The sequence below is a fragment of the Streptomyces sp. NBC_00358 genome (genome assembly GCF_036099295.1).
GTDB lineage: Bacteria > Actinomycetota > Actinomycetes > Streptomycetales > Streptomycetaceae > Streptomyces.
The window spans coordinates 1,821,191-1,835,475 of record NZ_CP107976.1; the positions used below are offsets into that span (position 1 = coordinate 1,821,191).

Here is a 14,285-nt window from a genome sequence, read left to right on the forward strand (position 1 = left end):
CCCCCTCCCCTCCGGAGAACGGGGACGAGGACGGGGAGAGCAGGGGCGGGGGCGATCGTCACGAGAACGCGTGGAGGAAGCACGGTCGATCGGGTTCACACGCGGCGGGAGGCGATACGGTCCGGGGTCGGCCAGCGCACGTCACTGACCCAACCGAGGCGTTCGAAGAGGCGGATGACGGCGGCGGAGGGATCGATCTGGCCGCGGTCGACACCGTGCCGGGCGCTGGTGGGGTCGGCGTGGTGCAGGTTGTGCCAGCTCTCCCCGAACGAGAGCAGGGCCAGAGGCCACAAATTGGTCGCGCGGTCGTGGAGCCGAGTGCGGAACGGACGCTCGCCGATCACATGACAGAGGGAGTTCACGCTCCAGGTGACGTGGTGGAGCAGGGCGACGCGGACAAGTCCCGCCCACAGCAACGCCGTCAGAGCGGATGCCCAGGTGCCGCCGATCAGCAGACCGGCGGCGAAGGGGAGGGCGAGGGTGAGCACGCACAGGGACGGGAAGGCCCGGGACACGGCGCGGATATCGCGGTCGGCGACGAGGTCGGGAGCGTAACGCGCCGCGGACGTGGGGTCGTTGCGGAACAGCCAGCCGACATGGGCGTCCACCAGGCCCCGCAACTGGCCGCGCACGGACGTGCCGTAGCGGTACGGAGAGTGCGGATCGCCCGGCCGGTCGGTGAAGGCGTGGTGGCGGCGGTGGATCGCGACCCAGCCGATCACGTCCCCCTGGAAGCTCATCGACCCGGCCGTCGCGAGCGCGATGCGCAGCGGCCGTACGGCCCGGTAGCCGCCGTGGGTCAGGCCCCGGTGGAAGCCGACGGTGACGCCCAGGCCCGTGACGGTGTACAGCACCGCGGCGAGCAGGACATCGGCAGGATGGATCAGGCGCCCCCACAGCAGCCAGCCGGCCAGGCCGAGTGCCAGGAACGGCAGGAAGACGATCAACGCCGTGATCGTCAGGGACAGCCGGTCGTTGCCGGTGCGCTCACGAGTCGTTCCACCGCGCGGGAAGGGTGCCCTCCCGTCGTACTCCAGGAGCGGTTGGGCGGTTTCCGGCTCAGCGGCGGACAGGGGAGGGAGAGTCGGGAAAGACATCGGCGGTCCTTGACCTCGGGGACGACACTGCGGCCGGGGTCTTGGGCTGCGGATCTTCGACGGCGGGCCTTGCGACGAGGACGAGGCCGGTGCGATCACCGGCGCACGACGTGCCCCCGCCGTCCTCACCGTACTCCTGCCCGTACGGCGGCCGCAGCATGCGTACGGGCAGGAGTACGGTGGGCCTACCGAGGGCATTTCGCACACCGGCTTCCACGCCGGGTCGTTCCCGGCGAAAGTGAGACCCGGGCCGCGACTCCAGGCGGCCCGGAGACGGGTCCTCAGCATGACCGCCATCTTCGAAGCAACCCTGCCCCGGCTCGCAGCCGTCGCAGCGCCTCCCGCCCTTCTCGTACCGGCAGCTCCTCCCGCCCGTCTCGCGCTGAAGGCCGACGGACCCTCCCGCGGACTCCTGGACGGTGCCTGGTGGCCGCGCTCCCGCGATCTGCTGTCCGAACTGCCCGCGCTGACCGACGTGTTGGACCCCCTGTGGGGCCGCATCATCCATGTCGCCGTCAACCCCGAGCACTGGCCGGTCATCCCGCACAAGGTGCCCGTCAGCGGCCATGTCGTGAAGGTCGGCTGGTTCACCCCGGAGCTCGACCCGCACAAGCTTCTTCTGCTCTCCTACGGCACCGGCCGCTGGGACCTGCTGGTGATCCCGCCCGAGACCGGCCCGGAAGCAGCCGCACGTCTGATGGCTGCGGCTTCCGCGTACGGCGGCCGGCCAATGACCGCGAGCTCGCTCATCACCGCCGACCGGGAACGGCACGGCGTCTCCGTGCCGATCCAGGTGCGGGACGCGGAGACGGCGTGGGAGTCCGAGGGCGGCGCCCCGCAGCCCACTGCGGCCGTCCCGAACCAGGCCAGCCGACTGATCATCGGTATGTGAGGTGCGCGGCGGCAGACGGCCGCCTCCGGCGCTGCCGTCACCGTCGTTCCGTCGTTCCGTCGTTCCGTCGTACACAGGCGTCGGAACGCGACCGGAGCCTGTTCGAGCAGACCGGTCCTGCCCAGAGGCCGCCGGCAACCGTCCCGTTTCACCAACGGGCCGCTCCCCGCACTCGCCACGCGCCGTCGTCACGCGATTCGCGCGCGGCCTCGATGCGCCCGAGCGGGCACCGCCGGCCGCTGCCCGCCGCGTCGCAACGCGGGAACTTCCCCCGCAGCGAGAAGGGTGTCCGCCGGGGAGGCGGCCCCTGACAACAGCGGTCCGGTCGTCTCAGCACTGCGGTCATGGCGGCAGACCACCGGTCCGGCGGTCACCCGACGTGTACGGCGATGGCCCGTGCGCACTCCATCGACTCGGCACGTGTGGTGTCCACCTCCAGGTCGTAGACCATGCCCCGGTGGACCACCTCCGCCTGGGACGCGGCCATCCCGATGACCCGATCGCCTCGTGCGACCTCACGGCCCGCGGCGACGGCACCGTCGCACCGGACGCCGACCCACAGCACCCGCAGGCCGCCCAAGGCCTTCCGCCACCGCTGCTGCGAGTCCGCTCCGCCGAGGAAGACCTCGTCGACGATGACCCGCGCGCCCGCACGGGCCATCGCGGCGACCCCCTCGATCCAAGCCGCTTCCAGCGTCCGGAACTCCGGCCCGACGATCACCTCGCCGTCCGGAGCGAACTCGATGCCCGCATCCGACGACCGCATGGACGCGGGCATCGCGTCAACCAGCGTGTCGGTCCCGAGGGCCAGCCACGGATCCGGCAGGACCGCCTGCAGACACCGGACGATCCCGGACTTCCCCGAGCTGGAACCACCGTTGAGAACGATCACCTCAGTCGTCACCGCGCCACAGTAGAGGCACCGCGGCAGCCCCCGAAACGGATTTTCCCCAGCGTCACGCGGGCAGCGGGAGCGGCGGCGGCAACGGGCACGGCACCTGCGGGGATCTGGCGAACAGGCCGCGTGACGGACGTCATTGACAAGCCGAATCCACCAAGGTTGTCATGAGCACATGCTGCGATGCCTCGGGACCTGCCGCACTGACCGCGCCGACGACTCCGCCCCCGGCGCGGGTCGTAACCCGTCATCGGGTGCGGCATGCTCGGAGACCGCCGGTGCCACCCCCAGGGCAAAGGGCGGGCGACTGCCATGGAAGTACGGTCCTTGACCGGGCGCCGCGAGCTGCTCGGCACCGCCCGCGCCGAATTGACGACCCGTCCCGGAGTGCTCTTCCACGGCCCCCCGGGGATCGGCAAGTCCTTGCTCGTGGCGGCCCTCGTGACGTCCTTGGCCGCGCGTGACCGGCCGGCCGGCACGGTGCTGCACTGCTCGCCCGTGCAGGAGGACGCCCGCCTCCCGTTCGTCGGCCTCATCGACCTGTTCGCGCGAGTGCCCGAGAGCTGCCTGGAGACCCTGGCGCCCGCGCCCCGAGCGGCACTGCGGGCGGCCCTGCTGCGCGGGGAGGAACCGGCCGACGACCGGAGCCGTCTCGCGGTGCGCGTCGCCGTCCTCGAAGTGCTGCGCACCCTGGCCGCCACCGGCCCCGTCCTGCTGGTCGTCGACGGACTCCAGTGGCTCGACGAGCCCAGCGCCGAGGTGCTCGCCTTCGCGGTACGCCGTGTCGAGGGTCTCGACATACGGATGGTGGCCGCCGAGCGGGTGGCCGAGTGCGAGCAGCCCGAACGGCTGCGCTGCTGCCCACCCGGCACGGTCGGACTTCCCGTGCCCCCGCTGGCGGACGGCGAGGTGGCCCAGCTCGTGCGCGCCGGTCTCGGCGCCGGTCTGCCACCGGCGGTGCTGCGGGCCATCCAGGACACCGCTGCCGGAAACCCTTGGTACGCAATGGAGTTGGGGCGGGAGGTGCTGCGCGCCGGAGCGCCCGCGGGCTCCGGCCCGGCACTGCCCGTACCCCGAAGGCTGCGTGCCCTGCTGCTGGACCGGGTGCGCACGCTGCCGGAGACGGCACGGCACACCCTCCTCGTCGCGAGCGCCACCGCCCACCCCAGCCTCACCCTGCTGCGCGCCGCCGGACTCGACGACCCCGCCGCGGACCTCGCGGAGGCCGATGGAATGGGCGTGGCGACGGTCGACGTGGGCGGGACCGTACGCTTCCGGCATCCGATGCTCCGGGCCGCCGTCCACGCCGATGCCCCGGAGCACAGCCGCCGGCAGGCACACGCCCTGCTGGCCCGTGCGGTCACCGAGCCCGTGGAGCAGGCCCGCCACCTCGCCCTCGCCCACCCGCACGAGGACGAGACCACCGCCCGCACCCTGATGTCCGCGGCCGCGTACGCACGCCGCGACGGCGCACCCGACACCGCCTTCGAACTGGCCGAGTTCGCCGCCCGGCGCACTCCCGGCGACCGCCCCGTGGACCGCGCCGAGCGACTGCTGGCCGCGGCCGAGTACGCGTGCGACGCCGGACAACTGGAGGAGGCTGGGCAGGTGGCCGAGACCGTCCTCGCCGCGTCGGGTTCGCCGCGGCAGCGGGTGCGGGCCCGGCTGATCCTGCTGCGCAATGCCGGGCAGGCGCTGGAGGGCGCCCACGAGCTGATCGAGGAGGGCCTGCGGGACGCCGTCGGCGACCCCGGGGCGGAGGCCTGGCTGCACCACTGGGCGGCGTTACGCGGCTTGCTGTGCGGGGAGTTGGAGGAGGCGGCCCGGTACGCCCGGCGCGCTGCCCGGCAGGCGGCCCGGGCCGGAGACACGGACACCCGGATCGGGGCACTCGCCACCCTCGCCCGGGTGCGGTCCCTGGCCGGGGAACCGGTCGCCGCCGACGCCGCGCTGGAGGAGGCGCTCGCCCTGGTCGGCGGCGCCGACGCGGGCCCGGAGAGCTGGGGCCTGATCCGGATGCGGGCGATCCTCGCCCTGGACTCCGACAGGGTGACCGAGGCCCGGACTCAGGTCGCCGGACTCCTGGCGGAGATCGGCGAGTTCGCCGGGGTCGAGGAGGTCATGGCGACGTTGGTGGCACTGACCCGTATCCAGGTGCGCTCGGGCCACTGCCGCGAGGCGCTGCGCACCGCCGCCCGCTGCTCGCGCGCCCTGGCCGAGACGGGCGTACAGGCGGCTCCGGCGCTGTACGCGGCGGCGCTCGCGGCCACCGCGGGCGGCACCGCCGACGAGGCCCGGCACCTCGCCGAACAGGCGGTACGGGCCTCGGAGGCGGACGGCGACCGGTTGTTCCTGCTGCGCGCGCTGGCGGTGCTCGGGCAGGCCGAGCTGCTCGTCGGCGACCCACGGGGTGCGGCCGCCGCGGTCGAGGCGCTGCAACGCGTCAAGGAACTCGGCGAGGCCATGTCCGCCGCCGATCCGCCGTTGCTGCACTGGTACGGCGACCTGGCCGAAGCCCTGGTCGTCCTGGGCGAGACGGACGCGGCCGGGGCCGTGATCCGCGAGGCCCGCGCGCGCGTGTCCGGCGATACGCCCGGGAGCGTACTGGCGGCTCTCGAAAGGGCGGAGGGACTGCGTGAGGCGGGGCTCGGCCGGGCGAAGGAGGGGGCGGTACGGCTGCGGGCCGCCGTGGACCGCCTGCGCCGGCTTCCGTTGCCCGTGGAGCTGGTGCGCACCCTGATCGCGCTCGGTGCGGCCGAGCGTCGCGCGCGCCGCAGGAACGCGGCGCGAACGGTCCTCGGCGAGGCGCTGGAGACCGCGACGCTCATCGGCGCCGCTCCGCTCGCGGCGCGGGCCAGGGACGAGCTGTCGCGGCTGGAGGCCGGAGACAGGAGAGGTGAGGCGGGCGCGGGCGCGGGCGGCCCCGAACTCACCCCCACGGAGGCCAGGATCGCCGGACTGGTCGGCGGCGGGGCCACCAACAGGGAAGTCGCCACGGAGCTGTTCATCAGCGTCAAGACGGTGGAAGGCGCCCTGTCGCGGGTCTACCGCAAGTTCGGGGTCCGCTCGCGCACCGCGCTCGCGCACGCGATGGCGGTCGCCGTCATCGCGTCGGGGGCGGCGGTGGATTCCGCTGAGGACGACCAGGTGAAGCCCCAGGGACAGACGGTGATGACTGGTCAGGTCGGCCGCATGCGGATTCCCCGTGCGCTCGACACACGCCGTTGACGTGACATCAGTAGTTAACACGTGAAGCAAGGGTTCCCCCGCTTATGCGGGTGGGGCCGGTGTTCCTAGGTTGAAGCCGTTCCGCTTCCGGGACACCACCCCCACTCTCCGGAGAACCTCTGTGATGTCACGTCTGAAACTGGTCGGCCTGGTCGCCGTGCCGGCCCTGCTCTCCGCCGCCGTCCCCGCCGCCTACGCCGTCGGCACTCCCCAGCCGCACGCGATCACGGCCGTGAAGGGGGATGTCCTGAAGGGCCTGAACAAGAACGCGACCCGCACCGGCAACGTCGCCGCGGGGAAGCGGATATCGGTGGCGATCAGCCTGACCCCCAGAGACGCCAAGGCACTCGACACCTTCGTGGCGAAGGTCAGCAACCCGCGGTCGAGTACCTACGGCCACTACCTGACGAAGCATCAGTTCGCCGCGCGCTTCGGCCGGACCGATGCCGAGGTCAAGCACCTGAAGGAGTACCTGCGTTCGCAGGGGGTCACCGTCACCGCCGTCCACTCGGGAAACCTGCTGGTCGACGCCAGCGGCACCGCCGCCCAGTTGGAGAAGGCCTTCGGTACCAAGCTGTCGACCTGGAAGGACGCCTCCTCGGGGCGCTCGTTCTACGCCAACGACACCGCGCCGACCCTGCCGACCGCCATCGCCTCCCTCGTCAGCGACGTGGCCGGACTCAACAACCGCGTCCAGCTTCACCACCAGGCGACCTCCACCGTGACCCCCCACAACGGACCGGGCGGCGGCTACACCCCGGCCCAGCTCAAGGGCGGCTACAACGTCTCCGGCACGTACACCGGCAGCGGCCAGAAGACCGCGCTGATCGAGTTCGACGGCTTCCAGCAGTCCAACATCACCAAGTACGACACCAACTACAGCCTGGGCTCCCCCACCCCGGTGGTGCAGAAGGTGGACGGCGGCTCGGGCGCGCTCGGCGACGGCCAGGTCGAGGTCGAGCTGGACATCGAGGTCCTGCACGCGATCGCGCCCAAGGCGAACGTCACGGTCTTCGAGGGCCCCAACTCCGACGCCGGCGAGGTCGACACCTACCAGGCCATCGTCGACAGCGGCATCCCGACCACCTCGATCAGCTGGGGCGCCGCGGAGAGCGCGCGTACCACCTCCAACATCAACGCCGTGGACGCCGTCTTCAAGGCGGGCGCCGCCCAGGGCCTCGGCTTCTACGCGGCCTCCGGTGACGACGGCTCCGACGACGCCGGCGACGGCGGCACCTCCGTCGACTACCCGGCCAGCGACCCGTACGTCACCGGCGTCGGCGGCACCAAGCTGACCGTCACCTCGTCCAACGTCTGGAGCAAGGAGGTGGCCTGGTCCGGAGGCGGCGGCGGAAAGTCCTCCGTCTTCAAGATCCCGAGCTGGCAGACCGCGGTGCAGAAGACCGCCGGCGGCGGCTTCCGTCAGGTGCCGGACGTCTCGGCCCACGCCAACCCGAGCCCCGGCGTCTCGGTCTACTCGCAGGGCTCCTGGACCGCGGTCGGTGGCACCAGCGCCGCCGCGCCCGAATGGGCGGCGTTCGCCGCGCTGTACAACCAGCAGGCCGCGGCGGCCGGCAAGGCCAACCTCGGCTTCGCCAACCCCGCCCTCTACACGGCGAACGGCACCGGCTTCCACGACATCACCAGCGGCAGCAACGGCGCCTACTCCGCCGCCACCGGCTGGGACTTCACCAGCGGATGGGGCTCGTACAACGCCGCGACGCTGGCGACCAAGCTCCTCGGCTGACCCCCACCGACCGAGGACGAACCCCCGAGGCGCGGGCCGGGATCACTCCCGGTCCGCGCTTCGGGTCAGTTCGCCGCCGTACGACGAGATCCGTCTCCCTCACCCCTCACCCCTCACCCCTCACCCCTCACCCCTCACCCCTCACCCCTCACCAGGCACTTTCCGGTCTGACTTCTGTGACACGGAAGTCTTCTTGCTCGCCCCCGGAGCCGGTCCCGACGATGTCGCCACGACCCAACGACGGGAGCCGAGCGCCATGCCGCGGATGACCGCCTTCGTCAGGAACCAGTGGTACAGCTAGCGCATCTTTCTGACCTGCGCTTGCGTGGGGCCGAACCGGCTGTGACCTGCTAGGACGGGTTGCAGAGGCGAGCGGAGGCAGTCAGAGGCAACGCCCTCTGTAACTGACCTTTGAGCCACCCGAGTTGACCGGCGTTGATCACGAGTGCACGGCTCTGGCGGTGCTCTGTGTCGACCTCGGTCGAGCTGCGATGGGGACGCCTGCCTCCCCCTCGGGGCCAGGCATACGGGGTCTTCAGGATGGCCGTCCTGAAGACCTCGCCGGCGCTGATGGAGGTCGCTTCGGACATCACCCGTGGTTTTAGCGGGCCTGGGTGGCGTCCACGTCTTTGCGAGACGACCCCACCGTGTCAGACAGCACCCACCAGTCACTCCCCCAACGACAGTTCACCCACCTCCGCGGCCCCCTGGGCCTTTCCCGACTGTCCTCGGCTGCGGCCGATCTGATCCTGCTTGGCGACCTCACCGGCCTCTACGCGAGCGGCAGTTACACCAGGCTCGACTCCAGCGGCCGGCCGTTGTCCTGCGCGCCGATCGCCAGGGCGCAGCCGAACACGGGCACCGGATCACCGCGGCCATCGCATGCCACGTAGCCCGCGCCGGAGGCACCGGCGACCATCTGACCCAACTGCTGCCGCACCCCGAGCACGAGGGCGGACGGCACGCCCGGCACATCGCCTTGCGCTCCGGGCAGTCGCGCGTTCTGGACTAGATCCGCCGGGTCTGGGACAGCGCCTCCGAAGCGGTCAGCACCACCAGGGCATTGGAGTCGCGACACGACGCGTACGAAATTCTCGCCGCGCTACGCGACCGCATCGAGACAACGCCCTGGCGCGGGGAGCGGGGACGGACCGCGCTGCGGGTGCTGCGGGCCCACCTGAACTTCGCCGAGATCGCGGGCGGTCCGCTGCATCACGCCAGTGAGCGGCAGACCGCGGAGGAAGCCGGGATCTCCCGGACGACGCTGCGCGTCGTCTACGAGACGGTCCTCAAACCGGGAACGTGGGTGAACCCGGACGGGACGATGACCACGGACGTCACCTCGGGGACGATCCGCGTCAAGGAGAACGGACCAATGGCGCCGGATCAACACCGACCTGGTCGACTCCGGCAGCAGGCTTGAGCCGAAGACTGCGGTTGCCGACGTGCAACTGTCCGACGGAGGCGCCGAGGACTTCGCCCAAGTCGCCTCTGGGACACGGTCATTCGGGCTGGACTGGGCGGACGGCGAGTCCAACAACGGCCTGCAGATCCGGGCCGGCGACGAGCAGGACTCGAAGAGCTGGCGTCGGTTCCGCTCGGCCAACTACGTCGACGGTTCCCAGGGCCCGACCCGAGCCGGCCCTGTCGGTCACGTACAACACCAAGCCGGGCGCCGCGAGTGCGGTGAGCCCAGCCACGGACGCCTTCACCGCCGACACCACACCCACGCTCCAGGCAAAGGCCACGGACGCAGACGCAGACGCAGACGCAGACGGCAACACTGTGCGGCTCAGCTTCGAGGTGTGGAACTCGTCCGGCACCACCAAGGTCGCCTCCGGCACCTCGGCCTACGTCGCTTCTGGCGCCACCGGTAGCTGGACGGCGCCCGCACTGGCCACTGGTACCTACAAGTGGCGGGTCAACGTCTACGACGGCACGGACTGGAACAGCACCTGGACCTCTTGGCGCAACCTGACCGTGGACACCTCCGTCCCGGCCGCGCCAACGGTCACATCGACGGCGTATCCGACGGACGGCCTGTGGCACGGAGACGCGGGTAGCGCAGGAACGCGTTCATGCTCACCGACCCTGCGGGTAAGGCGACTTCCACCGAGTACCGCCTCGACGAGGGTGCGACGCAGACGGCGACCCTGGCCTCCGGCAAGACGACGCTCACGCTGACGCCCACGACGCGCGGCACGCACACGCTGACCGCACGGGTCAAGAGTGCCGCCGATACCTGGTCGGACTGGGCCGAGTACACCTTCCGGACCGGCAACATCACCGGAACCCTGGCCGTCCCGTTCATCAATAAGATCGCCGAGACCCACTTCGCGGACCTTCTGCACCCCGCCGATGGGCTCGAGGCCACCGACGAACCGGATGAGGAGATCGCGGACGAGGGCGACAGTCCGGCCGGCTACGTCGAGCAGGAGGACCCGGAGAAGACGGAGACCGAGGACTCCGCGGTCCAGACGGCCACGACGGAGCTGCCGTCGTCCTCCGTCGGTACCCTGACGGGGCAACAGCGCCGACGGAGCCGCCCAGACGCTGATCGACCTCCCGGTGGCCTCCTCGGTGACTGCCGAGCTGAGCGAGACCGGCCTGGTGATCTACGCCAACACCCAGAAGGACGCGGACACCATCGCCGTCCGTAGCAGTGCCAGCCAGGTCGAGCTCTTCCACCTGCTGCGCAGCGCCAACGCGCTGAAGTCCTTCGTCTACAAAGTCGCCCTGCAGGCGGGTCAGGAGATTTCGGCTGTCTCCGACAACACGCTGATGATTTCCGACGCGAACAGTGACCTGGTCACTTTCCTCAGCGCGCCGGTCGCCGTCGACGCCAAGGGCGCCACGGTGCCCGTGACGATGAAGGCCACCGGATCGGACGTGGAGGTCTCCCTCGCCCCGGCGGCCGGCCAGACCCTCGCGTACCCGGTGATGCTCGACCCGAGCAGCGCCAGCTACACGGTGACGCCCGCCGAGCGCAACTACTGCTACTGGAACCCGTACGACTGTTCCAAGGCGAGGGACCAGGGAGGTCGCAGGTTCAAATCCTGTCCCCGCTACTGAAACCTGAGGGGCCGGCACATTGTGCCAGCCCCTCAGACATGTTCAGTCCGCTGCCGCTCCCAGGGCGAAGCGCCATCGACAAGGACGTCTCCACATGGCTGAGACAGACCAGTCGCGTCTCCGAACGGCTGCGCGCCCGGCCGTGACCAGTTCCTCATACCTGCCCAACGAGCAGTTCTTGGGTCGGACTTCTCCCTCTGCGTGGTTGTCGGACGTCAGGGCCGATCTCGCTTCGGGGGTGGAAAGCGGGGCACCTGCGGCTATTTCATGTAGACGAGTCCGTCGGTGGTGACGGCCGGGCGTCCGGTGGTGCCGACTACGACGATCCTGATGGTGTGGGTGGCACTGGTGGACCAGTTCTTGGTCCATGCCGCGTCGCGGTATTTGGTGGTGCTCGACTTCAGGTCGACAGTGGCCGTCTTGGTGCCGTCGACGTAGATGTAGGCCTGACCGGAGGTGCTGGCGCGCGAGACCACCCAGGCTGCCGAGCGGCCGGTGAACTTCCAGCTGAGCGAGGCGTTCTTAGAGCTGGAGGTGTAGGACTTGCCGCCCAGGTAACTGGTGGAGGACTTGGTGGTCCAGGTACCGGTCCGGGTCGCCGAGGTCTCTTGGAGGATGACCGGGGTGGCCGTGGTGGTCGCTGTGGCGGTGTTGCCGGCCTGGTCGTGGGCCGTCATCGACCAGGTGGTAGCGGTGCCGGAGTTCGAGGTCAGCGCGGCGGTGTACGTGGTGGGGCCGTAGGTGTGCGCCGACGGGCTCGTCAGGCGTACCTCCTTCAGGGCCGCGGCGTCGGTGGCCTTCCAGCCCAGGGCGACGGGAACAGCGGTGGTGTTGACAGTTCCGCTGGTCAGATTCACCGAGGGCTTGGTGGTGAAGGTCGGCGCGATGGTGTCGGCAACGACGGCGGCATTGGGAGTCACCGCCGTGCGCCCTGAGATGTGTACAGCTCGTACGGCGACGGTGTGGGTGCCCGCGGCCAAGGTCAGCGAGGCGGAGGTGGCGGTGGGGCCAGGGGTGGCCGTGACCTTACCGTCGACGATCACTTCGTAGCGCTTGACGAGTGAAGCGGGTGAAGTGATGGCCCAGTTCACCGTGAGCGGGCCCTTGGTGTAGGCGGTGGTGCCGGAGACGACCGCCTGGCCGAAGGCTTTGAGGGCGAGTCCGGTGACAGGGCCGCCGGCGAGGGTGCGGATGCCAGGCAGGGAGGCGTACAGCTTGTTGCCGGGGCACTCGGTGGCATAGCCGTCGCGGTGTCCGGAGATCCGGTAGAAGCTGGCGGTCTGCCCGAGCTTGAACTTGCCGTTGTCCATGCCTGCCGTCAGGTCCACCTTGCCGACGGGGTCATGGCCGTACTGTCCGAGCTTCCACGCGGCCAGGCGTGCCACGGAGGCTTTGGCGGCGGCGGAGGCGTCGATGGACGAGTACTCACCCAGGACCGCGATGCCGACGGTGTTGGTGTTGAAGCCCGGGTTGTGGGCGCCGATCACCGGCCGGTCCACACCTCCCATGCGCCCCTCGAAGACCGTTCCGCACTTGTCGACAAGGAAGTTGTACGCGATGTCCTTCCAGCCGTTGGACTTGATGTGGTACGTGCGGATGGCGCGGACCAACGCGGCGGAGTCCGCGCAGGAGTAAGTGTTGGCATCCACAGTGTGGTGGACGAAGACCGCCTTGATCTCGGTGCCGTATTCGGGCGCTTCGTCGTTCATGGACTCGTCGGCGCCCCACTGGGCGCGGGTGACGATCGTCGGCTCGGGCGCGTTCGACACCGGGGCGGGTGGCAGGGTGGCGGTGGGCGAGTCGCTAGGCGTCGGAGACGGAGACGGAGAAGCGGTGCCTGTGGTCGGCTCGTTGCTGGGGGACGGCGTGCTCGTCGCCGGGGTCGGCTCATCCGCCGAAGTGCCCGTGCTCGCGCCGGCGTCCGTCGGCTCGGTCGTCTCGTCTGAGGGTGTTGCGGACGGCTCGTCGGTCGCGTCGGTGGCGTAGGCGACGGGATCGGCGTCCGTTGCCGCCCGCCCCTCACCCGGGTCGACCATCTCCAACCGCATCCCGGTCGGGAGCGGTGAGCCCTGCCCGTTCACGCGGGCCTGCACACCGTCCGACGGACCGACCCATGCCGGTTCGGTCGCGCCCCGGCGGCTCTCCTCCGCCGGAGCGCCGTGCCCGCCCGTGTCTAGGGTGATCCAGGATCCCCACGCGCCGGTATGGGCGTTGCGGGCCCGCACCTGTACGGTGCCCGCTAACTGAACCGACGGCTTGGTCCATGACAGACCGATCAGGCTGAACGCATCGGTGTCGTGCTGGGACACCTCGGCCCGGTCGCCCTTCGCTGTTACCGCCGTGGTGTGCACTGCGGTGTGCACCGGTCCGGTCACTCGCGGGGCGCTTTTGCCGTCCCGGTCGCCGTCGGTTCCATGAACTCCCTGAAACACGGCGACGCCGGTCACGGCCGCCGCTACCACGGCCGCCGTCCCCCATATACGTCTCTTCATGCCTTTTGGTTCCCCTTTTGTCAATGATGGCGTCGCGGACCGGGAGTATTCCTCAACCGATGCAGGCCAGAGTAATGGAAGCATGAAGGGGGGAGAAGCGCATAATCGACGACAGCGAATTCTGTCCTTTATGTACACTATCACCGCTTCGCGTAATGAACATCAGGAAAATTTAACCCCTCCGCGGTTGCCTCGCTCCTGGTAAATTCGGATGGCTCGGCGCAGAGGTGATTATGCGCGTAATTGGCGGACTGGCATCGCCGAGGTCGCCGGTGCGGAACATCGCAGATATGCCGACAAGGAAGATCTGAACCCTGCCGACCGTGCGGAGGGTAGCGTTTCTGTACCTGCTCGAACCGTCAGGGTTCTCAAGGCCGAGGGAAAATCGTTTCAGTCACATTTGCTCCATGACCTGGTCTTGCGCAAGCCTACCCAAGCAGAGCTTCCGGGCTGAGTGTCTGGAATTCGAGCGAGCACCCACCCTTTCCCTGGGTTTGGCCCTCAACTCCTTGACCATCGACCCGATGGTCTGACCGGCGGCCTGCGCCAACTCGACCGCATCGTGCTGGAATTCCTCCAGGTGCCGACCGGTACCCTCATGGCCCAGGTCCTCCCTGCTCGGAGTGTCTCGACTCAGGACGGCACATGCACATGGGGACATGATCGCCCTTACGGATGCGGGTCCTTCTAGCCATGGGCAGATCGACGAGGTGGACATAGCGCGGCCCGGGTCGAACGAGGCACCGGCCAGCCGCGGAGGTGAACCTCTGTCCAAAGCCGAAACGGCCCGCCGGAGAATCCGACGGACCGTCACGAAAGATCGAGACTAGGACTTACTGTTGCTCCGCTTGAATATCCG

General features: G+C 70.0%; 10 protein-coding genes. 6 read left to right on the forward strand and 4 right to left on the reverse strand.

The window, feature by feature from the left end; all coding sequences use genetic code 11:
• Positions 1-95 precede the first annotated feature (95 nt).
• Positions 96-1,097 (reverse strand): acyl-CoA desaturase, encoded by a 1,002-nt coding sequence (locus tag OHT01_RS07520; RefSeq protein WP_328552349.1) that lies wholly within the window; start codon positions 1,095-1,097, stop codon positions 96-98.
• Positions 1,098-1,383: 286 nt separating this feature from the next.
• On the opposite strand from OHT01_RS07520, the gene OHT01_RS07525 reads away from it, so the two are divergent.
• The gene (locus tag OHT01_RS07525; protein ID WP_328552350.1) at positions 1,384-1,989 is read left to right on the forward strand and encodes a DUF5994 family protein; all 606 of its coding nucleotides are present in this window, start codon (positions 1,384-1,386) and stop codon (positions 1,987-1,989) included.
• A 370-nt stretch (positions 1,990-2,359) separates the two neighbouring features.
• Here OHT01_RS07525 and cpt read toward each other — a convergent pair whose 3' ends face one another.
• On the reverse strand, positions 2,360-2,893 hold the full coding sequence (gene cpt, locus OHT01_RS07530; RefSeq protein ID WP_328552351.1) for a chloramphenicol phosphotransferase CPT: 534 nt from the start codon (positions 2,891-2,893) through the stop codon (positions 2,360-2,362).
• A 306-nt stretch (positions 2,894-3,199) separates the two neighbouring features.
• On the opposite strand from cpt, the gene OHT01_RS07535 reads away from it, so the two are divergent.
• Complete coding sequence (locus tag OHT01_RS07535) at positions 3,200-6,115, forward strand: helix-turn-helix transcriptional regulator (protein ID WP_328552352.1); 2,916 nt, start codon at positions 3,200-3,202, stop codon at positions 6,113-6,115.
• Positions 6,116-6,239: 124 nt separating this feature from the next.
• Entirely contained in the window at positions 6,240-7,862 is a 1,623-nt protein-coding gene (locus OHT01_RS07540; protein WP_328552353.1) for a S53 family peptidase, read from the forward strand.
• Positions 7,863-8,649: 787 nt separating this feature from the next.
• On the opposite strand, the gene OHT01_RS07545 is transcribed toward OHT01_RS07540, so the two are convergent.
• Positions 8,650-8,826, reverse strand: a complete 177-nt coding sequence (locus OHT01_RS07545; RefSeq protein WP_328552354.1) for a hypothetical protein — start codon at positions 8,824-8,826, stop codon at positions 8,650-8,652.
• A gap of 99 nt (positions 8,827-8,925) precedes the next feature.
• Between OHT01_RS07545 and OHT01_RS07550 the strand changes: the two genes are divergently transcribed.
• The 3 genes from OHT01_RS07550 (at position 8,926) to OHT01_RS07560 (ending at position 10,934) form a co-directional block, all read left to right on the forward strand.
• Positions 8,926-9,285, forward strand: coding sequence for a hypothetical protein (locus tag OHT01_RS07550; protein ID WP_328552355.1), 360 nt, complete (start codon positions 8,926-8,928; stop codon positions 9,283-9,285).
• Positions 9,286-9,940: 655 nt separating this feature from the next.
• Entirely contained in the window at positions 9,941-10,522 is a 582-nt protein-coding gene (locus OHT01_RS07555; RefSeq protein ID WP_328552356.1) for a hypothetical protein, read from the forward strand.
• Positions 10,443-10,934: a hypothetical protein gene (locus tag OHT01_RS07560; protein ID WP_328552357.1), complete on the forward strand. Its 492-nt coding sequence runs from the start codon at positions 10,443-10,445 to the stop codon at positions 10,932-10,934. Before OHT01_RS07555 ends, OHT01_RS07560 begins: the two co-directional genes overlap by 80 nt.
• 260 nt (positions 10,935-11,194) lie before the next feature.
• Here OHT01_RS07560 and OHT01_RS07565 read toward each other — a convergent pair whose 3' ends face one another.
• Positions 11,195-13,426 (reverse strand): peptidoglycan recognition protein family protein, encoded by a 2,232-nt coding sequence (locus tag OHT01_RS07565; protein WP_328552358.1) that lies wholly within the window; start codon positions 13,424-13,426, stop codon positions 11,195-11,197.
• Positions 13,427-14,285 lie beyond the last annotated feature (859 nt).

Excerpts from the sequence above, each read along its gene's own strand:
- OHT01_RS07555 (WP_328552356.1), top strand. The coding sequence starts at position 9,941 with ATGCTCACCGACCCTGCGGGTAAGGCGACTTCCACCGAGTACCGCCTC.
- OHT01_RS07535 (WP_328552352.1), top strand. The coding sequence starts at position 3,200 with ATGGAAGTACGGTCCTTGACCGGGCGCCGCGAGCTGCTCGGCACCGCC.
- OHT01_RS07540 (WP_328552353.1), top strand. The coding sequence starts at position 6,240 with ATGTCACGTCTGAAACTGGTCGGCCTGGTCGCCGTGCCGGCCCTGCTC.
- OHT01_RS07565 (WP_328552358.1), bottom strand. The coding sequence starts at position 13,426 with ATGAAGAGACGTATATGGGGGACGGCGGCCGTGGTAGCGGCGGCCGTG.
- OHT01_RS07520 (WP_328552349.1), bottom strand. The coding sequence starts at position 1,097 with ATGTCTTTCCCGACTCTCCCTCCCCTGTCCGCCGCTGAGCCGGAAACC.
- OHT01_RS07525 (WP_328552350.1), top strand. The coding sequence starts at position 1,384 with ATGACCGCCATCTTCGAAGCAACCCTGCCCCGGCTCGCAGCCGTCGCA.